Raw genomic sequence first — 23,829 nt, 5'->3', positions numbered from 1 at the left:
CCTGCGGAATGCTGCGCAAACAGCCGTCGTAGGAAATTAATTCCCCGTCTCCTGTCCGCTGGAATCTCACCGCACTAGCTAGAGGTCATAGCGACAAACCTTGTTCTTACTTATATTCCAACCATTATAACAGACTTTTACTCCGCTTTATTACCCGCGCGTCGTTATTCAACCAGGGGATAAATCTTCCGGGAACTTTCCTCCCGTCGTTTTTTATGTTTTGACATACTCCCGACGTTTCGCTTACGCGACAACGCGGGATTCTTCAGGCAAGGAAGTCCTGACTGCAGTTTCGTGTGAGGTGATATCCTCCCCCTGTGTTGATAGCATCCAACCCACCCCCATCCCCTCCCGGGAGGGGAGTTAGAGGGGTGGGTGAGTTTATAATATCTGTCTAGTTCCTGTCCACACTTAGAACATGAATGCCTTTCATGTCGCGGAGCGAAACGTTCAGATAGGCTTTTTGAGACTTTATTCAAACATTCCCAACAATGTTGAGATGTACCTTTTGGGTCTACGCGTGATAATTCTCTTGCCTAACTTCCAGGCAACATACTCTAAGACTTGAATGAACTTACCAAAAGCTGCATCTTGCAAAGACTTATTTAATCCTGACTTAGCTGACTGACCATTTGTTCAACAATTAATAATGAATAATGAATAATGAATAATTACCTCTCCTTGAAACGGATAGGATTGACAAAGAGATGAAAATTTTTCTTCTCTTGGTCGATTGGATATGGCTCCGAGACCTCGCCATCCCATCCTAACGGACTGCTCCGCAAACGACCGCTTATTATCCCCTTAAAAGGGGAGGCGCATACCCACAATTTTTCGGTAAAAATTGACCATTATTAGCTAATTTAGCTTTGCAACGTCGGACTAAATTGGCTATTTGTAAGTCTTCTACAAATATCACGCTTACATCACTAAAAAAATAATAAGCAAGTTTGAATTGCCAGTCTAAATGTTGTCTAGCTATTATTATTTGATAAAGTTTTGCTATTTTACGTTTGAGAATTTTCCAAGACTTAGAATGCTTTTGTTTCCTGGCTAATCTAACTTGAAGTTTAGATAATCTGTGTTCAGATTTTCTAAAAAACTTAGGGACTTCTATAAACTCACCATCACTGGTGAGAGCATAATGCAACAGTCCTAAATCAATACATGCATGAGTTATCTTCGGTGGGTTGAATTTCTGCACGCCTCAAAGGTATGGTTTGATATTCTATCGTGAAGCTGATATACCATCCGTCTGCTTGCGCGTATTACTGTACCTGTCTTAACCTTAAACCGTACGAAAAAAACTGTAGAAAATTGTAACAGCCTTGATCTTGATATTGGATTAACCAATACAGGCGCTCTCGGCACAGCTCACTATTCTCTCGGCAGTAAATGCCCCTGGGAATTTCTTATCTTAAATTTGAAGACTGCCATTAATGTCAGCATTAATGACTATACCAGTTGCACTCCTAAATAAACCACGTTTGACTCGTTTACCCCCATAAGTTTCATGTTTAACTGGTTGCTCTAGGTCAAGGGCAGATGTTTTACTTGTATAGCTTTCCTCTGTTTCAATCACCTTGATTCGGTGCTAGCTGACATTTATAAGTTATTTGCTTGAGTAACTTATCATGTGGTATTTGAGTAAAACTTTGATTGTTTTTTTTGCCGATATTTGCACTTTGTTTCCAGTTATCATTTTTTCCTATGACTACAGTACCAATATTATTAGTTACTAAATAATTGACAACTAATTTGCTGGTGTTATGTAGATAATTCTCTACAAAACGATTTCTATGATAACTTAATGCTTCTATCTTACGGCTGCTTTTTCTGTTCCCTTTGAGATGACTTTGGTACTTGGCTTTACGCTTGTTGTATAGTTGATTGACGCTTTTTAGTGGCTTCCCGTTAACAAGCATAGGCTTAACGCCAGGCTTGTTTGTAGATAGAGCTACCTTACTGTCAATCCCTAAGTCTATTCCAGCTACATATGTTGAGTGTATTTGTGGCTCAAGAGCTTTTTCATACACTACTTCAATTATATAGCAGTTAGTAGCAGGTACTATCCTGACTTCGATTACAGTTTCTACAACTACAGGTATGCATGATTTCACTCATGGATAAATGACAAATACCATCTTTTAAAGGGGTTTTATAAACTGATTATGCATGAATATATGACTACATTCCTACCTTGAGTTTTATTTTTATACTTTGGTATTTTTGGTTTACCTAAAAACTTCCCTGGATGTGCGCGACCATTCTTTTATAGCTTGAAAATAACCACGCCAAGTTGCAACGCCGGCATTTTACTATTTGTTTTGATACTTTAGTTGGTAATGCTCTATAAGCATCACTATCTTTGGTAGCGTGGTACAGTTTAGTTAAATCTAGACTTTTTGAGAAAAGTGAAAAAATGCTGACGACAATAATAGTTAGCCAAGTTGTACAAGTTTTTTGATTTAAAGGCTAACTCATCACACACCTGCCAAAAGTTATGTGTTCGGTTAATAATATGTTTGTCAACAAGTCGCATTCACCCGCTATTTTTCATCTTAAGTTATTACCTATTTAATATTACAACAATGAGTGTAAATTTTACAACTATTTTCTACGGTTTAAGTTTAACAGTTAATCACCCCTTTGGTATTTGCCGATTGAAGACAAAAGGGACTAAACCAATTTTAAGTAAATTAACACTGGTAAGACCGTTAGCATTTTTGACAATACTGGTATTTGATAACTGAGGATAACTGAACGAATTATAGTAATGTTTTCCCTTGAATTTAGCTATACCAGTAGTTTTGCCGTTTTTATCAGGTAAGGTAAAGTTATCCATAGTAGTTTGTACTCTTTGGATAACATCCTGCAAAACCTGGGAGTGGATAGACTTATACTCAGGGAATAGTTTTTTTGTTTGTGCTAAGTCTGCTAGTTGAACAGTTTCCCACAAAACATAACCATTGACTAGATTCAGATGTTTATCCCCTTTCTTTGTTATTGGATTACCATTACTGTCTTTTTTTCTGCCATCTCGTGTTTGTACTCTAAATTCAGGAATGTGCATGATAAATCAGCTGTAGGGACGTTGCATGCAACGCCCCTACTACTGAAACATTAAGAGGACAAGCGTTTACTGGTGTGCGTGTTGATTCAAACCAATTCAACCTTTGAGATAAACGGTAATTATATTGCTTTCGTGCTAATTCCAACCAATTAGATATTATAATTGCTTGGTTTTTTTGAGGTTTTAGCTTGTACTTGTATTTCAGCAACATTGCAGAATCGACCTTTATCTCTACATTAGCTATTATATCAAAAATGCAGGATCGACCACACACATAGTGCCCAGCTTTCCCATAGGACGCTCCCCTAATAGCTGCCGCACTTCCTCCGCCTTTTCCTGACGGAATGCTCCGCTTGCCATGTCGGCGACAGCCGTTAACGTTTGCGCAGCATGACCATAGGAAAGTTATGCGCCAGCAAAACGGGAGAGCGCGGGACTTCCTGCCGGGACAGTTAAAATTATATCTAACCCAAGAAATTAGCAGATTTTGGCACTAACCTAAACTTATTATATTATCGTAGTATAGTCTTTTTGAATTGTTAGTTTCCTTTGAGTGCATTCTACATTGTGCTAGGCATACCATAATATTCGTAAAATAGTAATTTTGTCGCTAAAGTTTAAATAATTTGACTATTCTTAACTAACAGCAGCTATGATCGAACTAAACTATAGTTACCTATCTACCTTTTTTGTAAAAGTTGCCTCTGAAAACTCCTAAGAGAACATCATGGCCCATTACCAAACCTTCTTTTTGATCATTACGTCGTTGACTTTCCTGTACTCTTCTCCGACCCCGAGTAGAGCTATCGTGGATGATTACAATACAGGAAAATTAAATAATCGTAGCTCTACAGAGGCAGAAAATTTACAATCAACCAACCCAATTAATTATCCAGTATCAGTAGCCAAATCTTCATTTCCTCTGCATATTGCTCAAGATACTGATTCAGAGGCCAATAAATCTCAAAAGAATAACAAAAAAGAATCTAAATCCTCAGACTCAAAAGTTCCGAAACCTGTTCGTGTCATACTCAAAGCTCTAGGAGGACGAAAAGCACTTTTTATTTTAAGCATAACATCAGTTCTTGTCACAGGTACAGCGGTATTTGTCTTACTTAAGCTTTTTGACGATCATCAGCCAAAAGACTCAGATCCAGAAGACTTAGAATCTCAAGATCTAATACCAGAAACAACTTCAACTGATTTAGATTTAGAGACTAACGATTCCGAACTGCCCCCCCCCCTAGATGGCCTACATCCCTAGAAAAATCTTCTTTGGCCAATAAAAACGATTCTTTAGATTCTTTTGTCCCCTCATTACAGGAGTCTGGAGAAAATAATGGAGAAAATAATTCTGTAGAAATTTCAAAACATAGTTTACAACCCCATAATCATAATTTAGATATTAAAACTGAAAAATTTTCTACAGTTGAGAGTGAAGAAAATAATCACTATGAGCAACCAGAAACTAAAGAAACTCAAGTGAATTTATCAGAAGCAAATAACAAACATTCTACAGTTGAAGACTCTCCAGAAACTCAAGTGAATTTATCAGAAACAAATAACAAACATTCTACAGTTGAAGACTCTAGAGATATTACTCTGCCAAATAACTATCCTCTACCTGAAGTTAATGTGGTTGAAGAATTAATTAGCGATCTACAAAATTTTGACCCGAAAAAACGGCATCATGCTATATGGGAATTAGGTCAAAGAGGAGACTCTAGAGCTGTTCAACCATTAGTTAATTTACTGATAGATTCTGATTCTAAACAGCAAAGTTTAATTTTAGCGACTCTCTCAGAAATAGGAACTAAAACATTAAAACCAATGAATAGAGCTTTGGCTATGTCAATACAAAATGATAATGCAGAAGTCAGAAAAAATGCGATTAGAGATTTAACTCGAATTTATGAGTTAATCATTCAAACAACTAGCTTATTGCAACAAGCAGAATATGACTCAGATCCAGAAGTTGAAAAAACAGCAAAATGGGCTTTAGAACAGTTAAATAGAATTCGTCCAAGGTAAATTTAATAATTAATAATTAATAATTAATAATTAATAATTAGGGCTTATTGATTAACTCTCAAAGAATTAACAAGTAAAAGTTTTAGCCTTTTTAGCTCGCAGAAAGGTGTAATACCAAATTGATAAATGTTTGCTACAAATAGTTAGGGTATTTATTTTAATGCGCGAATTTAGAATGCAGAATGGATAGATTTAATACCATTTTTGATGTTGCAAATTACCTTTTTCGTGAAACAGACTTTATCTGAAAGTCTTTTTATCGTGCTTATTATTCGTAACATTCTTTTTCAAAATGGTATTATACCAATTCCCAAAAGTATTGCCAAAGTATAGCAATACTTCAGTTGTCAATTAATCAACACAAGCAAAATCACAATGCAAGCTAATTTCAGCTTGCGTTAATGTTAATTATTCTTATGTTTGCTTCCCCTCCAGGGAGGGTTAGGGGTGGGTTCACTCCCCCACTCCCCCACTCCCCTGCTCAACAAAATGTAGAAAAATTTTTGAGAAATGGTATAACTTTTTCAGCTTGAGGAAGCAAAAAGTTAGAGTTTTAGGCTGACTATGGCAGAAAAATCAAGGGATAAAATATTCAACTACTTCCTCCAAATTCCCCATTCCTTCTGAATTCTGAATTCTGACTCCTGACTCCTCCCTATTTACCATCAGACTTATTGAGCAAACCCTATTTATGTTTCCACAAAAATTGTACAGAAGTAATGTATCAAGTGGACTATGTTGAACTTAAAAATTAGGGCTATAATAGAATATTTATAATTCTAAAGTAGTATTAGAGAGGGGCCACATTTTTGTGGCTAGGAATGCCTATCGAAACCATCTACGGAAATCTTCAAGGTCTAAAATCTAGCCAACTCAAACAACTGCAACGGTTGTACCATCAGCGATTACCAAGCGATTGTCTAACTACCTCAGAATTTGCCCAAAGAGTCGCCTCAATCAGCAAAGAAGTTGGCCAACCAGTCTGCGTTTATATCAATCGTAGAGGAAAAATTATCCGGGTGGGAATTGGCACACCCCGTCAAACCCAAATTCCTCCTCTGGAATTACCCCGTTACGGTGCAAGTCGCCTGAGTGGTATTCGTTGCATCGCTACTAACCTAAAACCAGAAGTGCCTTCAGAAGCTGCTCTGACTGCAATGGTTATTCAACGACTTGATGCTCTGGTGGTGCTTACCCTCACAGGAGAAGGATTTAAACGCAAAGGGGGTGGAGCTACTGGTTATGTTAAACAAGCTTATTTAGCTCACTTGTTACCTACTCAAACAGACCGGACAGATACCAATATCCAAGAATTGCCGTTTTGGACGGTATCACCCCCTCTCAGTCTGGATATGCTTGCCAAACAAGACTTTATTGAATTGATTGATGGATTAGAAGCAGAATTTCAAAGAGAATTTATTGCTCAAGAAGTTGATTCTGACCAAGATAAGGTTCTGTTGGTGGGGCTAAAAACAGACAAAATGAAGGATAGGGAATTTGAAGACGGGTTAGCAGAATTAGCTAGACTTGTTGATACTGCGGGAGGTATGGTCTTAAAGACAATGCAACAGAAGCGATCGCAACCCCATCCTCAAACTGTGGTGGGAGAGGGTAAAGTCCAAGAAATTGCTCTGACTGTTCAAACTGTGGGAGCTAATTTAGTTGTATTTGACCGCGACCTTTCTCCTGCTCAAGTTCGTAACCTAGAAACTAAGGTTGGTGTGAGAGTAGTAGACCGTACTGAAGTTATTCTTGATATTTTTGCTCAACGCGCTCAGTCTCGTGCTGGAAAATTGCAAGTCGAACTTGCTCAACTGGAATATACTATCCCGCGTCTAACAGGTCGAGGTGAGGCAATGTCTCGTCTTGGTGGTGGTATTGGTACTAGAGGACCTGGTGAAACTAAGTTAGAAACGGAACGTCGGGCAATTAATGCTCGAATATCTCGGTTACAGAAAGAGGTGAATCAGTTACAAGCACATCGTTCCCGTCTACGTCAACATCGTCAAAGTCAAGAAGTACCAACGGTGGCAGTAGTTGGATACACTAATGCTGGCAAGTCTACATTACTGAATACACTTACTAAATCAGAGGTTTATGCTGCAGACCAATTGTTTGCAACTCTAGACCCTACTTCTCGTCGTCTGATTATTCCTGATGCAGTTACGGGTAAGCGAATTCCTATTGTGATAACTGACACAGTAGGATTTATTCACGAACTCCCACCTACCCTAATTGATGCTTTTCGGGCAACCCTCGAAGAAGTGACAGAAGCAGATGCTTTACTTCATGTTGTCGATCTGTCTCATCCTGCTTGGCAAAGTCAAATACGTTCTGTGATGACTATTTTGGCAGAAATGCCAGAAACACCAGGACCTGCTTTAGTTGCTTTTAACAAGATCGATGAAGTAGATGGAGATACTTTGAGATTTGCTCACGAAGAATATCCGATGGCAGTATTTATTTCTGCTGCTAAAGCTCTCGGTCTAGAAACTTTGCGTCAGCGACTTGCACAACTTATTGATTATGTTATTGCTTCTTGAAGAAGTAGACAAATTGACATACTCCCGGCATCAAATCAGAGATTATGATGCGGGATTCTCATCATTGATGATTCTACGCTCACAGAGACAACTTAAATTAGCCAGCTAATCCAGAGGTCGGACTCTCCCGTAGCTTTTCCTTCGGAATGCTCCGCAAACAGGTTTCCCCCAGATTCTGTTAGCGCAGCTCCTCTGTAAGAGGCGTGCCCCTCGGTACTGTTTACTATTGCTCCTAACATTTCTAACCCCTAACCGTATCTTCATAAATATGCACGTTAGCTAGGAGACAGGAGACAGGAGACAACCCACCCCTAACCCCGACCGTGGAGGGGAAGAGGGAAGATGTGGGGAGAAATAATACAAAAAATTCAACACTCCTTGCTGATGATTTTTCCTCACTCATTGATGCGCGAAAAGGCTTAATTACCATAATTATATAGACCTCAAATGGGTTCTATAGACTTTATCCGAATAAGCAACAAGAAACGTTGATGCACTGGGCAAGATGTATGCACTGCTCTTTGTACAATGCTGCTGTAACTAATAGAAGAACACAGTATCAGAAGTTCAACCACTCTGTTGACTATTACGAGCAACAAAATTGCTTGCCTGAATTTAAGAAGGTATGGACAGAATACCAAAAACTAGGTTCACAGACTTTTCAGGTATGTTTAACTTGGGCAAGGGGTCAGGAACTGGCCTCTTTAGACGGTGAGTCGCATAGCTCTACTGATTCCGGAAGCATGAAGCAACTATGGACAAGGAAGCGTCAGAAACCCTGCGCTCCACGAAGTAGCGCGGGGTAGTTCAACTGTTCCCTATTCCTTAACCTCAAAATTTAGAATTTTTCAGCAGGCTTAAAATCTAAAATCTAATTTTTTTAAGAGCAAATTAATATTAAAATTATTAAATAAATATTTCATATAGAAAATCTAATCTATAAAATATGGCAGCTAACGTAGAAATTTACACTTGGTCAACTTGTCCATTTTGTATCCGCGCTAAAGCTCTGTTAGATAAAAAGCAAGCAGAGTATCAAGAATATACTATAGATGGCGATGATGTAGAACGAGAAAAAATGGCTAAAAGAGCTAATGGCCGTCGCTCTTTGCCTCAAATTTTTATCAAAGACCAACATATCGGCGGTTGTGACGATCTATATGAACTAGAAGACCAAGGTAAACTAGACCAATTACTAGAAGTTTAGTATAATTTACTGTTTCTGTAGTTATTAGACATCTCCAAAAATTAAAAATAAAATCAATTCTTATCCATAAATTGTCAATTATTTCTCCCTGTTCCCTTTTCCCTATTCCCTGTTCCCTCTTTTGGTGGAGATGTCTATTGATTATTTTGTGGCGGGTTCATCTAATTGGTTGAGACTTATGAATTTAACGTGGAACCTGCCCTACTATTGCAACATATTAGGTGTGTCAAAGAGGGCTAATGGCATTCGCCCCTACTATTAAAAATATTTTGAAATAATAAACCAAATAAAGATGAAATTTGCATTCATCATAGACCCCATAGAACGACTAAACCCAGTTCACGATAGTACCGTTGCACTGATGGAAGCTGCTCAAGAATTTGGTCACGAAGTCTGGATAACGGAAGTTAATCAATTAAGTACTATTGAAAGTAAAGCCTGGGCAACTCTCAAGCGGGCACATTTAATGCCAGTTGAAAGGGTAGAAAATCATTGGGTTGCTAGTAACCCTTGGTATGATTTGGGAAAAGCGATGCTACAACCATTGGAGTCAATGGATGCTGTATTTATGCGCAAAGACCCCCCTGTAACAATTCCTTATCTCTATGCTACTTATATTTTAGACTATATTAATCCAGAAAAAACTTTAGTTATAAATTCTCCTCAAGGGTTACGCGCTGCTAATGAAAAAATGTATGCTTTGCAGTTTAAAAAAGTAATTCCAGAGACAATTGTTAGTCAAGAAAAAGAGGTAATTAGAAACTTTTTAGAGTCACAAGGAGCAGCAGTTTTAAAACCTTTAGGAGGAAAAGCTGGAGAGGGAATTTTATTTTTAGATCCGAGCGATCGCAATTTTAATTCTCTGATAGAAATTAGTACAAAACAAGGTCAAGAACCTGTGATGATTCAGAGTTATTTACCAGCGGCAAAAGAAGGAGATAAGCGAATTATTATGCTTAATGGTAAGTCTATTGGAGCAGTAAATAGGATTCCTACTGGTAAAGAATTTAGAGGAAATATGGCAGTAGGTGGGCGAGTTGCTCAGACAGAAATTACGGAACGAGAATCTGAAATTTGCGAGTATTTAGCACCTAAATTAATAGCAGATGGTTTATATTTTGTTGGTATAGATGTAATTGGTGGTTATTTGACAGAAGTAAATGTTACGAGCCCGACAGGAATTAGAGAAATTGATTTGCTTGATAATGTTAATCTGGGTAAACAAGTAATAGAATGGATAATTAATAAAAATCAATTCAAAAATAATAAGGTACCAGTCAGGAGTAAGCTATCAGCTATCAGCTATTAGTTATTAACTTATTATCACACGCTCAGGAGAAATTAGTCTCCAAAGAGAATTAAAATTTATGAATGAATTGGTTACCTTTAGCTAACCCTAGAAAGTTATTAAGTTTAAAAGCTTTTGGCACAGCATTCCGTAGGAAATGCTTACGTCAGGAGGGAAGAAGAAGGAGTTACAAGGTATTAGGAGAAAAAGTTTTTTGATCGCTAATTATTTGACATAAAATGACTTTTTCCTTTCTATATGGAAATTTATATTTATCCTTTTTGCTTTTTCCCTCTTACTTCTTCCTATATGGAAATTTATATTTAATCCTTCTTCTTTCTTCCCTCTTCCTTCTAATAAATAACAATGATTAATGAAACTATTATGAAAATTTATATTTAATCCCTCTTACCGAATAATTAATAATTAAATAATTCTGGTTTAAAGTCTCCCTTTTAAGGGGAAAAAAGCTGTCGATCTTCGGAGCTTCCCGAAGGGTGGGATGGATGGGTTTCCTAAGCATATCCAATCGACCAAGAGAAAAGAAATAATATTTCCTTATATTCAATTCCGTAATGGTTTTAACCAGAGGTAATTATCAATTATCCATTATCAATTATCAATTAATGAATTATCCCTCTTGCTTCTTCCCTCTTGCTTCTTCCTTCTTCCTTCTAATAAATAACAATGATTAATGAAATTATTATGGAAATTTATATTTAATCCCTCTTACTTCTTCCCTCTTGCTTCTTCCTTCTTCCTTCTAATAAATAACAATGATTAATGAAACTATTATGGAAATTTATATTTAATCCCTCTTACTTCTTCCCTCTTCCTTCTTCCCTCTTACTTCTAATAAATAACAATGATTAATAAAACTATTGGTGTCGCAGTTATCGGTACAGGATTTGGTCAAAAAGTACATATACCAGGTTTACAAGCACATCACAAAACCCAAGTATTAGCTGTCTATAACCCAGATTTAGAAAAAGCTAAATCAATTGCATTAAAACATAATATTCCTCATGCTTTTAACACTATAGAAGAAATTATTTCTATACCTGAAATTACCGCAGTAACAATTTCTACTCCACCATTTTTACACTATGAAATGGCAAAAAAAGTATTATCCGCAGGCAAACATTTATTGTTAGAAAAACCCACAACTTTAACAGTAGAAGAAGCCCAAGAATTATATCAGATTACTGCTACTAATAGATGTGTAGCAACTATGGATTTTGAATTTCGTTATGTTCCTGCTTGGCAATTATTTGCAGAACTTTTAGCTGATGGATATGTGGGGGATAAACGCCTAATAAAAATTGATTGGTTAGCATCAAGTCGTGCTAATCCAAATCGTCCTTGGAATTGGTATGCTCAAAAAGATAAAGGCGGCGGTGCATTAGGAGCGATCGCTTCTCATTCTTTTGATTATATTAACTGGTTATTTGGGCCTGCGAAAAAACTTTGGGGACAACTGAATACTTCAATTAAAACTCGTCCTGACCCCACAGAGGATAATAAGTTAAAACCAGTAGATTCAGATGATACTTGTAATATTATGCTAGAGCTAGTAGATGGTACTCCCTGTCAAATTTGTATTAGTTCTGTCACCTATCAAGGGCGTGGTCATTGGGTAGAAGTTTATGGTAGTAAAGGTACATTAATTATAGGTAGCGATAATCAAAAAGATTATGTACATGGGTTCAAAGTTTGGGGTTCTCAAAATGGAGAGACTTTAGCAGAAATAAAAATTCCCGACTGGTTAGAATTTCCTCAAGTTTATCCTGATGGTAGAATTGCACCTTTTATTCGAGTAGTTGATAATTGGGTAAAAGCAATAGAGGTAGGAAAATCTGTAGTTCCATCTTTGAGAGAAGGTGTTTATTCTCAGTTATTAATGGATTTAACCCATGAATCTAATATGACAGGTACTTGGGTCAATGTGCCAGATTTAGATAAATTACTGGAAAATAGTAGGAGCTTTTAACTGAATTTATAGCAGTTTTCATTAACTAACATAGAATACAGAGATTTTGGCTTAAAGGCACTTATGCTGAGGGTAGAGGGCAGAAGTTTTGTAGTCTACCTTTGTGAAAACCACTATAGATGATAATAATGCCATAATTCAATCTCTCAAACAGAATAACCTTTTTGATCATTAGGGTTTGCTGATTAATCCTCAAACCATTTACAAGTAAGGGTTTGAGAATTATTGGATTTCCAAAAAGTTCGCTTATTTTAGTCTAAAATCCTCAAAAAGTTAGCATAAAAGGCAAACCTTCGGACAGAAAAATTGAGGGACAATTATTACTCCTACCTCTTCTAAATTCCCTGTTTCTCCTGACTCCTACCCCTACCAAAAGACTTTATTGAGCAAACGCTAATTAGCATTAATTATTATTATATTTAGGGCTTGCTGATTAAATCTAAAAGTATTGAGAAATAAAGGTATTAGCCTTTTTAGGTTTCAAAAAAGTGCTAGCTTTTTGCACCGAAAAGCTCATGCATGCTAGTATTTTGGGCTGACTATGGTAGAAGAATCTTGGGACAATTCTTGCTCCTACCTCTTCGCTCATTCCCATTTCTCCTGTCTCCTGACTCCTGACTCCTACCCCTACTAAAAGACTTTTTCAGCAAACCCTATTTACTTCTCTGTATGGAAGTTGCATGTAACGTCCCTACTGCTTGACTAAAAACAGAGTTTTACTCTAATAAATGATATATAGGCTATTCTTAGTGACATACTCCCACACTAACCTGACGGTATAGTGTAAGCTCTCTCGTTTCACAGTCCCGGTATTCCGTCGGACTCCATGAGCTTTAAGGACGGGATGCCCCGCCGCCCTTTTGGCCAATCAAAAAGCTGCTCACCTAGGGCCACCATCAGATTTGACATTCCCAACGGATTACTAGGATTTCTGGGATCTCACCCCATATCTGATTTGATTTTCATGGTTGATCACTGGCGGTTGTTAACTCAAACCAGCTTAAATCTATCATAACATAAAATTTGTAAATTAATGGGACATCTCCTCCCATTAATTTACCGTCGATTCATCTCACACCATAATTGAAAATTTGGTGTGAGATGAATCGACGCTCTAGCTAACTCCTGTAGGTCGCCCTACCGATGGTCCCCCTACCTGGCTCCTTGAAACAGCTTAAGTATTTGTAGCAAAAATTTTAGTATTTCATATAAAATCAATTTTTATTGATAAATATTCAAATATTTCTTCCTATTCCCTATTCCCTATTCCCTTAATATTAAATATTAGCTATCTCTAATAGCTGGTGCAGTTGCCAAACTGACTGCTGCCTTTTGCATAACTTCTATATCTGACTTTGACCTGGAGCGTGCATCCTGACATTGATGAGCAACTAGCAACCCCCATAACCTCCTAGAACAGGCACTACTAAATTAGCCTTAACCCTTATACTACGGAGAAAATCTCGATGGCAAGGATGTATTGCTTCTAATTCAATACCTTCGATCGCCCGGACTCTTCCCTCTTGATACATAGCAGCATATTCATCATTAAAACATTCATCAGCTCCTGTTGAACCATAAATCGATAGTTTCCCATTACTCAAAAACTCAAATGTTACCTGTCCTTTCCACTCACGATAAAAATAATATAATACAACTCTTTCTGATTGAATATAGCTTCTAATATTATCAAGAGTTTCTTGGATAAAAGTGTTTCGAGCTACATTTTGAGCAAGACGTTCAAAAATGCGATAAGACAAAAAGGAAGTTAGTAAATTCTGTTTAACAGGGACTTATATCAAGTTACATTAATCCTCTTTTGTAACTCTCCAGTTTTTTATATTATTTGAACTTCCACCGAAAGCAGCTATAACAAAAAATACAAAGTTTGATAATCGAATTTTGGCAATTTCACGGCTCTCAGGAATTTTCAGGAAGAAAAAAGCTGGCGATCACCTGATGTAGAAAAGCTCTATAATTTAGAAATTATAAGATTTTTCGGATAGTGACCGAAAAAATGGGTCTCAAGCCTCGCCCTTCTAGGGCGACTTTTTATTGCTTGCGGGTTGATTTTTTCAATAAATATGTTATTATGTTGTTAGTTTGATGCGTCAAGTTATGAAAGCTAGATTTAAGTACCGTATATATCCAACGCCGGGACAAAAATACCGATTAGCCAAGCTATTTGGCTGTGTCCGTGTGGCGAGTGAATGATAGTCTAGCTTGTTGCCAACAGAAGTATAAATCGGGAGAAAATAAGCCCACTAATTCTGAACTACAAAAGCTTTTTATTACTCAAGCTAAAAAGACTGAATGCAGAGAATGGTTGTCAGAGGTTTCTAATATACCACTGCAGCAGTCCTTGAATGATTTAAACCGTAGGGGCGAACGGCCGTTCGCCCCTACAAACTTTTTTAAATCAACTCAAGGCCAGAGAAAAGGTAAACCTGTTAAACCTCCTAAATTTAAAAGTAAAAAGTCGCTCGCAACTGCTAGATTTACAAAGGGAGGGTTTAAAGTTGGTCAACATAAAGTTTATTTAGCAAAGATAGGAAAGCTGAAAATTGTATGGTCAAGAGAGTTACCTGCTGCTCCATCATCAGTAACAGTAATTAAAGACGTAGGGGCGAACGGCCGTTCGCCCCTACATAGATATTTCTTGAGTTTTGTAGTAGAAATACAACCAGAAATCTTACCTCAAACTGATAATTCAGTAGGTATAGATTTAGGTATTAAAACCTTTGCTACATTTAGTGATGGTACAAAGGTTGATGCTCCTAAGCCACTGAAGAAACGAATTAAGAAATTAAGAAAGGTAAAGTTTGTCATTATCTCATAAAACTAAAGGCTCTAAAAGGTATGAAAAAGCACGGATTAGAGTAGCTAAATTCCATGGCAAACTGAAAGATACAAGAACAGACTTTCTACATAAATTATCCACTGAAATAATTCGTGAAAACCAAACAATTGTTTTAGAAGATTTGAATGTATCTGGTATGGTGAAAAACCGTAAATTATCCAGAGCAATTTCAGATTTAGGGTGGAGAACTTTCAGAACATTCCTAGAAGGAAAAGCAGAAAAATATGGTCGCGATTTCAGAGTAATTAGTCGCCCTTGAACCCACATCTCAAACTTGCTCTAGCTGTGGATTCAAAGGTGGAAAGTTAGACCTTGAAGTGCGAGAATGGGAGTGTCTAAACTGCGGTGCAAAACATGATAGAGACGAAAATGCAGCCATAAATATATTAGTCGCGGGCGGGCAGTCCGAGACATTAAACGGACGTGGAGGCAAGCGTAAGACTACCGCATCTGGCAGCAGCAGCCTGTGAAGCGTCAACCCACCGAGGGGCTTCGGCTCGGTAGGAATCCCCGCGCCTTTAGGCCGGGGAGGATGTCAAAAAAGAGGGTTATCTTAGTTGAGATTTTGAGGAGTTGCAAAATTGTCTATCAACCTTACTACTATGAATCAATACTGATAAATACTGAAAAATCAAAATTATTGCCAAACTAAATTTTTGTGGTTTAATCATCAAAAGTTATTCAGATGATAAATTATATATTCCGGAATAGTTTATGACAGATACAGTAGGTACAACAGAAGCAGCTTTTCTTCTGAATATTTCTACCGCCAGACTCAGGTTACTTCTCAGGCAAGGTCGTCTCAAAGGGGCCAAAAAGGTCAAACGATTCTGGATAATTCCTTTGAATAGTCGAGGAATGCCAGAAATTACTCCAGGTCGTCGAGGCCCTCAAGGAACTTGGAATAAAGGATTCCGTACAGGCAATACTTTTATCCATGTGCTGCGCAAAGAAATTGACTATAACCGAGACAACGGCACATCTTTGCCAGCGATATCTGTAAAACAGGGAAACAGAAATTATCGTTGTCACGAAGCAGAAATTCTGGGAAACTGCAAAATAGTGTATCGTCCTCATAAACCTAACAAGAGTCAAGCTGGTGGTGCTCGCCTGTGGATTGAGGTAGAGCCTGATACTCAAATAATTCGCAAGTCTTTCCTAGATACAGAGCCAGAGGAAAATAAACCTAAAGGTTTTGGTTAGCTTTAAGTCTGATTATTAAGTTCAACCAAATTTTTCTCTATTTAATAGTAATAGTATTGGTGTTGCCTTCTTTGACTTTTGGGCTAACACTACAGATTCTTATGGAAATAATTCTTATATTTCTAGCAATACCAACTTTCCTCAAAATCCTCTCTATAGCCTGAGTGAGCCATCGCCCTTATCTATAATAGGGTTTGCTGAAAAAGTCTTTTAGTAGGCGTAGGAGACAGGGTCAACGCATCTAATTTTTTTGACAAATGACCAAGAGGTACATTCCGAGAATGGAGACTGTGAGACATCTTAGCTGACGCTCCACAAACGCTATTTTCGAGCGGACGCGATCGCGTCCAACCTTGAACGATAACTGATACGGGAGTATTTATAGCAGGACTTACGCAAAGACACTATGTATAGCGTATGCTAAATAGAGCGATTGCTGACGCAAAGCTCCGCTAACGCTATAGTTTTTTAAGCGATTGCTGACGCAAAGCTCCGCTAACGTCTAAAGATTTTGGCCATTGTTAAAACAAGGGTAAAAACACCTATAAAATAGAAATAGCCTTGAATTTTATTCCAAATATTACAGTCTGCAATCACGCTTCAGTAATCAAAGCACAATCAATAATAATTCTGCTATTACTAGGATAATTATTCTCAAGGAAACTCTAATATTCGGTTTTAATTAGTTTTTTTAAGTATTAATTATGAAATTTATTTGATAGTTTTTACGGTTGAAAGTTTGGGTATTTTTTGATGATGATTGGCTACGCGATCGCATAGTCTCCATTTGAAATTATCTTCTTGGTCATTTGTCAAAAAAATTAGATGCGTAGGCCCTGGGGATTATTTATACTGCCGTTGATTTCAACAGGTTCACCAATCCCTACGAAATCTCTAAAATTTTTACCTTCTAATTCAAAGTCTAGTTTGAAGTCTGGGCAATTTTTATCATTAGAGCCTTTGGGGTGTAAGGCACAAACTATTAAATGATGACGCGCATTATAAATACAATATTCACATTCTTCTCTATTTAAATTTTTCATAACAGCTCAATTTATTCACAAACAAAAAGTGTGCAGACAGCCTTGAGACCGCCTGCGTAAAGTTAAATTAGATTAAGTTGAAAAAGTATCCAAAGTTTTTATGCAATTCAATTTTGATGCTGTTTGGAAACTGAATCTCCAAAATAATACTGGATGGCACAACGAAAGAAAGAATTATCAAGTACGGAGCAACTCTGTTTATAAAGTTTACTTTCTTTCTTCTGATAATTGGACGTTTTGGTTGTTTTTGCATGATGAAAAATCAGGTAATTTTTCATGCTTACAGTTTGACCAAAAGTTGATATTTAGGAGAATCCTTTCAGAAAGCTTTTTAAATTCATCAGGAGCAAACTTTAAAATTATGTCCAACATGATTATAATAAAGTTATAGTCAAGATAATTAACAAGTTGGCTATTTCTTAACCATAAGCTTTATAGAATAAGCTTTTTCCTATAGTTTCAACTTATAGGTGTGTTTCATAAGCATGAAAATGAACATGGAACAAACTAACTAAATTCATAAATAGCACTCAGAGGTCTGGTAAACTTTTTTGGGTGCTATTTATTTTTAAAGCTTCTGTTTTTAGCACAAGGTAACATTTTGCCTGATGTTTCTAACCAGTCAACTATAAATGAGTCTCGTTGGCTAGGAATTACATCTGTTAGCTCATAACGAGGTATTGAAAGCAAGGAGGGGTGATAAACTAGAACTGGTTGTAACTTGGTTATTTCTACGACTAATAACTCCTACTGGTTGTTCTACCCTTACCTCTACTATAGGTGAAGCAACTACAAGTTGTGGATTTACTGTTTCCTGTACCGTAGTTGGTTGTGGTACTACAAGTATTTCTTATATCGTAGTTGTTGGTGGCACTACAGGTGTTTCCTGTGCCGTAGTTAGTTGTGACACTACAGGTTGTGGATTTACTGTTTCCTGTACCGTAATTGGTTGTAGCACTACAGGTTGTGATGGGTTGTTTGTTTGTTATTTTTCTTCCATATATCCTCAGCAAGGAATTTTAGTAAATCTATCCTAATGGTACTTAAACATTTTCTGGTCGAAAAAATGCGTCAAAGCCACTCTAGACAAGGGAATTACGTCGATGCCCTAAAAATGGCTAGAACCCGTGCTTATTCAGGATTTATACCTTTTTGACGTAAAAACCTTTGCCTGTCTATACTTGAGCCTATTTTCTGGCTCTATTTTGTTTAAGTCTCACTAATACTTTATACTTTTATATTTGCTTATATCCTCTATCCGGTCTATTAGATTTTAGGGGATTTTTTTTGAAATTTGCCAGACAAATAATATATGTAAATGTTTTTCCTGCCCTTATTTAATGGATTAGATGAATTGATGTATATAAAATTCTGAATCCTACACAAAAAATTAATCTAAAATTTTTAGATTTTAGTTATAGCGGTTTTCATAACCCACATTCCGCACGACAAAATGTAGTACATAAAGAGGCAGGGAAAAAGCATTTAAATTCTGGAAGTTTCTACTGTTAAGGTTTAGAGAAGTAATCAGTATAAATACTTAGAAACCTAACACCCTTGCCCTGTCAGAACTTCAAAATAAGATGCGTTTGCCCTGGCGTAGGAGACAGGAGCAACGGGGAATTTACAGGAGGTAGGAGTAAGAATTATCCCTTGATTTTTCTGCACAACTATGCGCCTAAAATACTAACTTTTTGAGCGTTTTAGACTGAAACAACCGCACTGCAATTCAACCCTAAAAAGGCTAAAACCTTTATCTGTAAAATATTTCAAGAGAATAAAAAATTTTCCTTTGAGTCAATTCTCTCCTTGAACAGAAGAGGTAATTATTAATTATTAAATTAAATTGTTGAATATTCCCTATTCCAAATTTTTTCCTCCTCCTGTATTTGTAATATTCTTTTCTATTTTCATACTTAAATCTAACCAAGTAGACCTAGTAATAGGAGCGCTAGTAGAAACATAATCTACACCTGTTTCAGCCACATTTCTAATAGTTTCTAAAGTAATATTTCCTGAAGCTTCAATTTTAATACGACTATTATTTTGCCTAATCATTTTAACTGCTTGCTGCATTACTTCAACAGACATATTATCCAGCATAATAATATCTCCCTGATACTCCAAAGCAATTTCTACTTCTGCCAATGTTTCTGTCTCCACTTCAATAGTTAAAGGATAAGGTATTGTTTCTCTGACCTTAGCGATCGCTTCCCCAATACCCCCAGCAGCAGCAATATGATTATCCTTAATCATCACCGCATCATCCAAACCCATCCGATGATTTTTCGCCCCACCAACTTGAGTGGCATATTTTTCTAATATTCTCAGTCCTGGAGTTGTCTTGCGAGTATCAACCAGTTGCACCGACAGATCGGCAATTTTCTCTGCATATTTACGAGTCATAGTCGCTATCCCACTCAAACGCATCCCCAGATTTAAGGCCACCCTTTCCCCAGTCAATAAACTATCTAAAGGCCCATCTAATTTAGCTATTACAGTACCCGACTCGCACCATTCTCCCTCTGTAACAGTAGGTACAAAATTGACCTTTTCATCCAAAAGTTGAAACACCCTAGCTGCCATAGGCAACCCGGCAATAACTCCTGACTCCTTGACCAACCAATAACCTGCGCCTGGAATTACTTGGTCTGCTGAAAATAAGCTTGCAGTAGCGCGATCGCCCCTGCCAATATCTTCTAGCAGCCAATTTTTTAATAAGTTGTCTAATATTATGTTTGGAGGTAAAACTGCTTTCATAATTTTACTTCTTTTTTAAGTTTTGCTGATTGAACATAATCTTGAGGGCTAGTAACTGTTGGCTATAATCTGGTATTATCTATAATAATCTCTGCTGGATCTATATTTTATTTTATGCTACTAGGATTCAAAACTGAACTGCACCCTACAAACCAGCAAAAAACATTGCTGGCCAAACACGCGGGTGTAGCCCGTCATGCTTATAATTGGGGATTATGGTTAACCCGAAATATATTGAATCATAATCAGCATAATCCAGACAGTAAACTTAAGTTTCCTACTGCAATTGACCTGCAGAAACTATTAGTAGCAATGGTAAAACCGAAAAACTGCTGGTACTATGAAGTTTCGATCGGGTGCGCCGAGCTATGCTTTGAGGTATTTATCAGAAGCCTGGAAGCGCTGTTTTAACAAAGTGTCTGGTCAACCTAAATTCAAGAAAAAAGGTAGGGATGATAGCTTTCCTACGGAATGCTACGCAAACACTCTAGATGGTTCAATCACAGTAGATTTTAATCGTATCAAACTACCTCGAATTGGATGGATTAAAACATACGAAATACTGCCAGATCATGTTACTCCTAAGTCTGTAACTATTAGCAAAAAAGCTAATAGATGGTTTGTTAGTTTCGCTCTGAGACTCAGCTTCCATGATTACTGAGAAGTCAGTAGATGTAGTTGGAGTAGACTTAGGAATAAAATCTCTAGCTACGTTATCCACGCTCTGAGGTTTTTGTTGGTGCTAAATCTTACAGAAGGTTAGAAGTAAAACTTTCTCGGTGGCAGTACCTTAACCGACATAAAGTCAAGTTTTCTAATAACTGGAAAAAAGCACAACTCAAGATAGCTATCCTGCTGTGCAGCCTAGCTAACATCAGGAAAGATACATTGCATAAACTGACTACTTATTTGGCTAAAAACCACAACCCACCCCCATCCCCTCCCGGGAGGGGAGCTAGAGGGGTGGGTGAAGACCTTAATGTATCAGGACTGATGGCCAATCATAAGTAGGGGCGCCATTCGTCAGCTATGCGTCAGCTTTCCGGCCGAAAGCTTGCGCATAACTATCGTTAACGCCCCTACAAGGCTGTTGCTGATATGGGGTTTTACGAATTTCGTAGACAGGCGCGAGTACAAGTGTGAGTTATACGGTTCTCAACTAATAATTGTTGACAGATGGTTCCCTAGTTCCAAGACTTGCAGTAGGTGTGGAACTGTAAAAGAGTCTCTATCTTTATCTGAGAGAGTTATAGAGTGCGAACATTGCAATTTTAGCTGCGATTGCTCCGCAACGCTAGCGCGATCGAGACTTGATAAGAGCGTTAAATTTAGCTATGGCGGGCAGTTTGCTCCGCAACGCTAACGCGTTTCGCGCTAGCGTTGCGTTGCGCTAGCTTTGCGAAGCAAAAGCAAACGTCCGTGTCAGCCTGTGGACTGGACAGGCACCGACGTGGCCAGGTAGAAGCAGGAAGTGCGACTCGTTTGGCCTAAGTAAACTAAGTTTACGAACAGCCAGTCCCTTTATCGGGATAACTCTGATACTCATGGAGGTTAAATTCCTTCCCGCACGGATACCGTGTAACTCCAATCTCCCAGAATTCAGGCAAAGCGCAAGTCTGTCTTTCAGTGCATGGGGATAAAGCGAAGTAAGGGTAATGTCATCCCAATCCTTTGCCAGGGAAGTTGGCCAAGGCGCTCGTACAGAGAACTCAGTATTATGGGTCGTCATCTACAATAGGAGAAAGACATTGCAACTCCTAAATCAAAAGGTGTGCCTCATATAATTGAAATCAAATATTCTTGGTTGATTTCGTATCTAATTAGAGGTCGGCCTAAACTGGGAGCCTAAAGCTAACATAAAATGATATCAGGGAACGAAGTAACCCCTTTTCGACTCTCGACCTCGGCCTAGAGTAGGGAAAGCTTAACCAATGTCGATTAGGATGGAGGATTCCCCAACAAGCAAGCCTGGAGTAATGTCTAGGATGTGCAGACATGGGGAGGTAATTAAGGTAGGCGGTAAAATCAGAAACTGTCGGGAGGTAAAACTTAGCGCCCAAGGTGTGAAGTGGAAACCGTGCCCACTATAAATAAGAAGTCGATGGTTAAGAGCCTAAATGCACCTGCGTATAAGTTCCCAACCCGCTTAACCCTTGAAATCAAAGGTGGGAAGAAGGAAGTATGTGAACCTAACCTCGAAGTATCCTTAGTTATCAGGAGCCGTGTGAGCTGGAAACTCTCATGCACGGTTTTGAATCAGAGGTGAGGGATAGCGATATTCCCATCGACTGTACCTATAACAGATAATCATAGATTTTTATAGATTATCGTAGGTTTATAAGAACGGCAGTTTCCAGCTAAAATCTTTGAGCTATAGCACTTGTTGAGAGCGAGTTCTGACATAGACTGACGATCGACCTTAGACAGGGAAATATTTTTTCTTCTTCCTTTTGCTACATCAGTAGACATCTCCAAAAATTATCAAGCACTTACTGTAACTATCTTTGAGAGAGCGATCGCCAGCTCCTCCAGATAGTCATTTTTTATGAGATTTATAGTATTACAGATAGTTATTGTTAATTCTTTAGCATTTTTATGTAATTATTTCTGGCTTTTTACTATACCTAAAGTTATGATTTATGTTAACATTAGTGTTCCTATTCTTAATCTCACTAAACCACATATTGTTAAAATTACTTTTTCACGGGTTACTCTCTTTTAATCTGAATCTTTCTCGTGCCACTCGCGCAGATTTTTATCAGTCTTATTACATGTTCTACAAATCTTCTTTTTTGAGCTTTTTTTTGATTCTCTTTCTTGACTTTGTATGACATTTTATGGTTTCTTTTTTTTTCTTTGGCCTGTCAATTATTTCCCCACTTTGATCACCTTTATCTCTTTGAAATCTTTGTTCTTTATCAAACTTTTTTTGTTGTTTTTTGGTAAGCATTTCCTCCGGAATGCTGCGCAAACAGCCGTCAGCTATTAGCTATCAGCTATTAATTTTAGGGAAGGTAAAAGCAACCTTTGAAATTGAAAAATAATAAAAAGTTACTACCAAAGTTCCTGGACAAAACCTCAGAAGTAATTATTCATTACTAATTGCTGATAGCTGACTGCTGATAGCTGAATGCTTACGTTTTTTGAATAAATTTATATCACTCTCTGGACCTCTTTCTCCTACTATTAAATCAACTATTTCTTTTCCCAAAGCTAGTGATTACTATTTGATTTTTTAACGTATGACTTTTTGGCTTGACTGAGTAATATTTTTTCTGCTTTTCATCATTTTTGGGCCTAAATATATCCTGTTCTGTACTATCAACTCTCAATTCTATTTCTGTCAAAGCTTCTTTTATCCATAAATATTCGTTTTCTTTTCCCGAGAATTCCTCTAGTAAACTAGATGGTAATAATTCCCTCAAAATATCGCTCCAAAGCGCGAAAAATATTATTTGCTGTTGATTCACTAACTCCCTTAGGTTGCTCCTAGCAGTTGAAATGTTGGTACATGATGCAAATAATATAATGTCAACATTATCTCTTTCGCCTTGCCTAAAGATTTTTTTCTTCCTCCTCCCTATTTAAATCTTTTTTCTTCACTGGCGTTCGCGTTAGCGATGCGGAGCATTATCGCCTGTCTTTTTTTGTCTTCAACTTTTTGAGCATTTTCTATTAATTTTATTAGTTGTTTATCTGTAATACCAATAATCCTTTTTGTTTATGAGTGGATGATTATAAATATATTCTAATACATTATTCATTTGGGGACAGTATATATATAATTGGGCACTACAATTTTACCTTAATTTCTATTTTGGAGAGGTCTAG

The 23,829-nt window shown here is 37.4% G+C and carries 28 protein-coding genes and 1 pseudogene; 17 read left to right on the top strand and 12 right to left on the bottom strand.

The features are described from left to right. Positions 1–796: 796 nt before the first annotated feature. The 5 genes from SAGCYANO_RS29235 to SAGCYANO_RS50785 form a co-directional block, all read right to left on the bottom strand. Complete coding sequence (locus SAGCYANO_RS29235; protein ID WP_202223278.1) at positions 797–1,204, bottom strand: transposase; 408 nt, start codon at positions 1,202–1,204, stop codon at positions 797–799. 213 nt (positions 1,205–1,417) lie between these two features. Continuing rightward, positions 1,418–1,582, bottom strand: coding sequence for a transposase (locus tag SAGCYANO_RS29230; RefSeq protein WP_202223277.1), 165 nt, complete (start codon positions 1,580–1,582; stop codon positions 1,418–1,420). Next, entirely contained in the window at positions 1,575–2,120 is a 546-nt protein-coding gene (locus SAGCYANO_RS29225) for a transposase (RefSeq protein WP_202223276.1), read from the bottom strand. Before SAGCYANO_RS29225 ends, SAGCYANO_RS29230 begins: the two co-directional genes overlap by 8 nt. A gap of 521 nt (positions 2,121–2,641) precedes the next feature. Then, entirely contained in the window at positions 2,642–3,073 is a 432-nt protein-coding gene (locus SAGCYANO_RS29220; RefSeq protein WP_202223275.1) for a hypothetical protein, read from the bottom strand. After that, positions 3,060–3,284: a helix-turn-helix domain-containing protein gene (locus tag SAGCYANO_RS50785; RefSeq protein WP_202223274.1), complete on the bottom strand. Its 225-nt coding sequence runs from the start codon at positions 3,282–3,284 to the stop codon at positions 3,060–3,062. Before SAGCYANO_RS50785 ends, SAGCYANO_RS29220 begins: the two co-directional genes overlap by 14 nt. A gap of 597 nt (positions 3,285–3,881) precedes the next feature. Here SAGCYANO_RS50785 and SAGCYANO_RS29210 point away from each other — a divergent pair. The 7 genes from SAGCYANO_RS29210 to SAGCYANO_RS29185 all read left to right on the top strand — a co-directional run bounded on the left by SAGCYANO_RS29210 (position 3,882) and on the right by SAGCYANO_RS29185 (position 12,132). Next, positions 3,882–4,337, top strand: coding sequence for a hypothetical protein (locus SAGCYANO_RS29210; protein ID WP_202223273.1), 456 nt, complete (start codon positions 3,882–3,884; stop codon positions 4,335–4,337). 11 nt (positions 4,338–4,348) lie between these two features. Beyond that, entirely contained in the window at positions 4,349–5,104 is a 756-nt protein-coding gene (locus SAGCYANO_RS29205; RefSeq protein ID WP_202223272.1) for a HEAT repeat domain-containing protein, read from the top strand. Positions 5,105–5,925: 821 nt separating this feature from the next. Beyond that, the gene (gene hflX / locus SAGCYANO_RS29200) at positions 5,926–7,647 is read left to right on the top strand and encodes a GTPase HflX (RefSeq protein WP_202223271.1); all 1,722 of its coding nucleotides are present in this window, start codon (positions 5,926–5,928) and stop codon (positions 7,645–7,647) included. A 946-nt stretch (positions 7,648–8,593) separates the two neighbouring features. Beyond that, positions 8,594–8,854 carry a glutaredoxin 3 gene (gene grxC / locus SAGCYANO_RS29195; protein ID WP_202223270.1) on the top strand — a complete coding sequence of 87 codons (261 nt, stop codon included), beginning with the start codon at positions 8,594–8,596 and terminating at the stop codon, positions 8,852–8,854. Between the two features lie 292 nt (positions 8,855–9,146). Then, positions 9,147–10,163 (top strand): glutathione synthase, encoded by a 1,017-nt coding sequence (gshB, locus tag SAGCYANO_RS29190; RefSeq protein WP_202223269.1) that lies wholly within the window; start codon positions 9,147–9,149, stop codon positions 10,161–10,163. A 62-nt stretch (positions 10,164–10,225) separates the two neighbouring features. Next, entirely contained in the window at positions 10,226–10,360 is a 135-nt protein-coding gene (locus SAGCYANO_RS48185) for a hypothetical protein (protein ID WP_255502745.1), read from the top strand. Positions 10,361–11,007: 647 nt separating this feature from the next. Next, on the top strand, positions 11,008–12,132 hold the full coding sequence (locus SAGCYANO_RS29185; protein ID WP_202223268.1) for a Gfo/Idh/MocA family protein: 1,125 nt from the start codon (positions 11,008–11,010) through the stop codon (positions 12,130–12,132). Between the two features lie 1,391 nt (positions 12,133–13,523). Here the strand turns inward: SAGCYANO_RS29185 and SAGCYANO_RS29180 are convergent. Continuing rightward, complete coding sequence (locus SAGCYANO_RS29180) at positions 13,524–13,892, bottom strand: GAF domain-containing protein (protein ID WP_307785988.1); 369 nt, start codon at positions 13,890–13,892, stop codon at positions 13,524–13,526. A 346-nt stretch (positions 13,893–14,238) separates the two neighbouring features. On the opposite strand from SAGCYANO_RS29180, the gene SAGCYANO_RS49540 reads away from it, so the two are divergent. The 5 genes from SAGCYANO_RS49540 to SAGCYANO_RS29160 all read left to right on the top strand — a co-directional run bounded on the left by SAGCYANO_RS49540 (position 14,239) and on the right by SAGCYANO_RS29160 (position 16,195). Next, positions 14,239–14,346: a helix-turn-helix domain-containing protein gene (locus SAGCYANO_RS49540; RefSeq protein WP_202220519.1), complete on the top strand. Its 108-nt coding sequence runs from the start codon at positions 14,239–14,241 to the stop codon at positions 14,344–14,346. Beyond that, positions 14,339–14,971, top strand: a complete 633-nt coding sequence (locus tag SAGCYANO_RS49535) for a transposase (RefSeq protein ID WP_307785865.1) — start codon at positions 14,339–14,341, stop codon at positions 14,969–14,971. Before SAGCYANO_RS49540 ends, SAGCYANO_RS49535 begins: the two co-directional genes overlap by 8 nt. Continuing rightward, a complete protein-coding gene (locus SAGCYANO_RS49530; RefSeq protein ID WP_307785987.1) occupies positions 14,955–15,251 on the top strand; it encodes a transposase in 297 nt (98 codons plus the stop codon). The genes SAGCYANO_RS49535 and SAGCYANO_RS49530 overlap by 17 nt, the downstream gene beginning before the upstream one ends. Before the next feature lie 58 nt (positions 15,252–15,309). Continuing rightward, positions 15,310–15,462: a zinc ribbon domain-containing protein gene (locus SAGCYANO_RS49525; protein WP_202220076.1), complete on the top strand. Its 153-nt coding sequence runs from the start codon at positions 15,310–15,312 to the stop codon at positions 15,460–15,462. 244 nt (positions 15,463–15,706) lie between these two features. Beyond that, the gene (locus SAGCYANO_RS29160) at positions 15,707–16,195 is read left to right on the top strand and encodes a DNA-binding protein (RefSeq protein ID WP_202223266.1); all 489 of its coding nucleotides are present in this window, start codon (positions 15,707–15,709) and stop codon (positions 16,193–16,195) included. Between the two features lie 821 nt (positions 16,196–17,016). Here SAGCYANO_RS29160 and SAGCYANO_RS29155 read toward each other — a convergent pair. Continuing rightward, complete coding sequence (locus SAGCYANO_RS29155; RefSeq protein ID WP_202223265.1) at positions 17,017–17,238, bottom strand: hypothetical protein; 222 nt, start codon at positions 17,236–17,238, stop codon at positions 17,017–17,019. Positions 17,239–17,796: 558 nt separating this feature from the next. Then, entirely contained in the window at positions 17,797–17,928 is a 132-nt protein-coding gene (locus tag SAGCYANO_RS50780; protein WP_202223264.1) for a DUF3134 family protein, read from the bottom strand. On the opposite strand from SAGCYANO_RS50780, the gene SAGCYANO_RS29145 reads away from it, so the two are divergent. Next, positions 17,919–18,275, top strand: coding sequence for a hypothetical protein (locus tag SAGCYANO_RS29145; protein WP_202223263.1), 357 nt, complete (start codon positions 17,919–17,921; stop codon positions 18,273–18,275). The genes SAGCYANO_RS50780 and SAGCYANO_RS29145 overlap by 10 nt on opposite strands. Positions 18,276–19,098: 823 nt before the next feature. Here SAGCYANO_RS29145 and nadC read toward each other — a convergent pair. Beyond that, on the bottom strand, positions 19,099–19,998 hold the full coding sequence (nadC, locus tag SAGCYANO_RS29140) for a carboxylating nicotinate-nucleotide diphosphorylase (RefSeq protein WP_202223262.1): 900 nt from the start codon (positions 19,996–19,998) through the stop codon (positions 19,099–19,101). A 114-nt stretch (positions 19,999–20,112) separates the two neighbouring features. On the opposite strand from nadC, the gene SAGCYANO_RS45910 reads away from it, so the two are divergent. The 4 genes and pseudogenes from SAGCYANO_RS45910 to SAGCYANO_RS45900 all read left to right on the top strand — a co-directional run bounded on the left by SAGCYANO_RS45910 (position 20,113) and on the right by SAGCYANO_RS45900 (position 21,361). Beyond that, positions 20,113–20,409 (top strand): helix-turn-helix domain-containing protein, encoded by a 297-nt coding sequence (locus tag SAGCYANO_RS45910; RefSeq protein ID WP_237396826.1) that lies wholly within the window; start codon positions 20,113–20,115, stop codon positions 20,407–20,409. Between the two features lie 4 nt (positions 20,410–20,413). Then, the gene (locus SAGCYANO_RS45905) at positions 20,414–20,659 is read left to right on the top strand and encodes a hypothetical protein (RefSeq protein WP_237396825.1); all 246 of its coding nucleotides are present in this window, start codon (positions 20,414–20,416) and stop codon (positions 20,657–20,659) included. A 128-nt stretch (positions 20,660–20,787) separates the two neighbouring features. Next, positions 20,788–21,009 (top strand): annotated as a pseudogene (locus SAGCYANO_RS50775) (hypothetical protein); the annotation flags it as partial. A gap of 43 nt (positions 21,010–21,052) precedes the next feature. Beyond that, complete coding sequence (locus tag SAGCYANO_RS45900) at positions 21,053–21,361, top strand: transposase (protein WP_307785986.1); 309 nt, start codon at positions 21,053–21,055, stop codon at positions 21,359–21,361. 944 nt (positions 21,362–22,305) lie between these two features. Here the strand turns inward: SAGCYANO_RS45900 and SAGCYANO_RS29130 are convergent. The 3 genes from SAGCYANO_RS29130 to SAGCYANO_RS48845 form a co-directional block, all read right to left on the bottom strand. Then, a complete protein-coding gene (locus SAGCYANO_RS29130; RefSeq protein ID WP_202223261.1) occupies positions 22,306–22,467 on the bottom strand; it encodes a hypothetical protein in 162 nt (53 codons plus the stop codon). A 307-nt stretch (positions 22,468–22,774) separates the two neighbouring features. Further along, positions 22,775–22,948, bottom strand: coding sequence for a hypothetical protein (locus SAGCYANO_RS29125; protein WP_202223338.1), 174 nt, complete (start codon positions 22,946–22,948; stop codon positions 22,775–22,777). Positions 22,949–23,189: 241 nt separating this feature from the next. Next, complete coding sequence (locus SAGCYANO_RS48845; protein ID WP_305081058.1) at positions 23,190–23,468, bottom strand: transposase family protein; 279 nt, start codon at positions 23,466–23,468, stop codon at positions 23,190–23,192. Positions 23,469–23,829 lie beyond the last annotated feature (361 nt).

It is taken from the genome of Okeania sp. KiyG1, from assembly GCF_014132355.1.
In the GTDB taxonomy this organism is placed as follows: Bacteria; Cyanobacteriota; Cyanobacteriia; order Cyanobacteriales; family Microcoleaceae; genus Okeania.
This window is presented reverse-complemented; position numbering and strand designations above follow the sequence as displayed.

What these genes read in the sequence shown, in the direction of transcription:
- SAGCYANO_RS49540 (WP_202220519.1), top strand. Translation starts at nt 14,239, where the DNA reads ATGCGTCAAGTTATGAAAGCTAGATTTAAGTACCGTATATATCCAACG.
- SAGCYANO_RS29125 (WP_202223338.1), bottom strand. Translation starts at nt 22,948, where the DNA reads ATGCTTACCAAAAAACAACAAAAAAAGTTTGATAAAGAACAAAGATTT.
- SAGCYANO_RS45910 (WP_237396826.1), top strand. Translation starts at nt 20,113, where the DNA reads ATGCTACTAGGATTCAAAACTGAACTGCACCCTACAAACCAGCAAAAA.
- SAGCYANO_RS29155 (WP_202223265.1), bottom strand. Translation starts at nt 17,238, where the DNA reads ATGAAAAATTTAAATAGAGAAGAATGTGAATATTGTATTTATAATGCG.
- SAGCYANO_RS29160 (WP_202223266.1), top strand. Translation starts at nt 15,707, where the DNA reads ATGACAGATACAGTAGGTACAACAGAAGCAGCTTTTCTTCTGAATATT.
- SAGCYANO_RS48185 (WP_255502745.1), top strand. Translation starts at nt 10,226, where the DNA reads ATGAATTGGTTACCTTTAGCTAACCCTAGAAAGTTATTAAGTTTAAAA.
- nadC (WP_202223262.1), bottom strand. Translation starts at nt 19,998, where the DNA reads ATGAAAGCAGTTTTACCTCCAAACATAATATTAGACAACTTATTAAAA.
- gshB (WP_202223269.1), top strand. Translation starts at nt 9,147, where the DNA reads ATGAAATTTGCATTCATCATAGACCCCATAGAACGACTAAACCCAGTT.
- SAGCYANO_RS50785 (WP_202223274.1), bottom strand. Translation starts at nt 3,284, where the DNA reads ATGTTGCTGAAATACAAGTACAAGCTAAAACCTCAAAAAAACCAAGCA.
- SAGCYANO_RS29130 (WP_202223261.1), bottom strand. Translation starts at nt 22,467, where the DNA reads ATGTCTACTGATGTAGCAAAAGGAAGAAGAAAAAATATTTCCCTGTCT.
- SAGCYANO_RS29220 (WP_202223275.1), bottom strand. Translation starts at nt 3,073, where the DNA reads ATGCACATTCCTGAATTTAGAGTACAAACACGAGATGGCAGAAAAAAA.
- hflX (WP_202223271.1), top strand. Translation starts at nt 5,926, where the DNA reads ATGCCTATCGAAACCATCTACGGAAATCTTCAAGGTCTAAAATCTAGC.
- grxC (WP_202223270.1), top strand. Translation starts at nt 8,594, where the DNA reads ATGGCAGCTAACGTAGAAATTTACACTTGGTCAACTTGTCCATTTTGT.
- SAGCYANO_RS29185 (WP_202223268.1), top strand. Translation starts at nt 11,008, where the DNA reads ATGATTAATAAAACTATTGGTGTCGCAGTTATCGGTACAGGATTTGGT.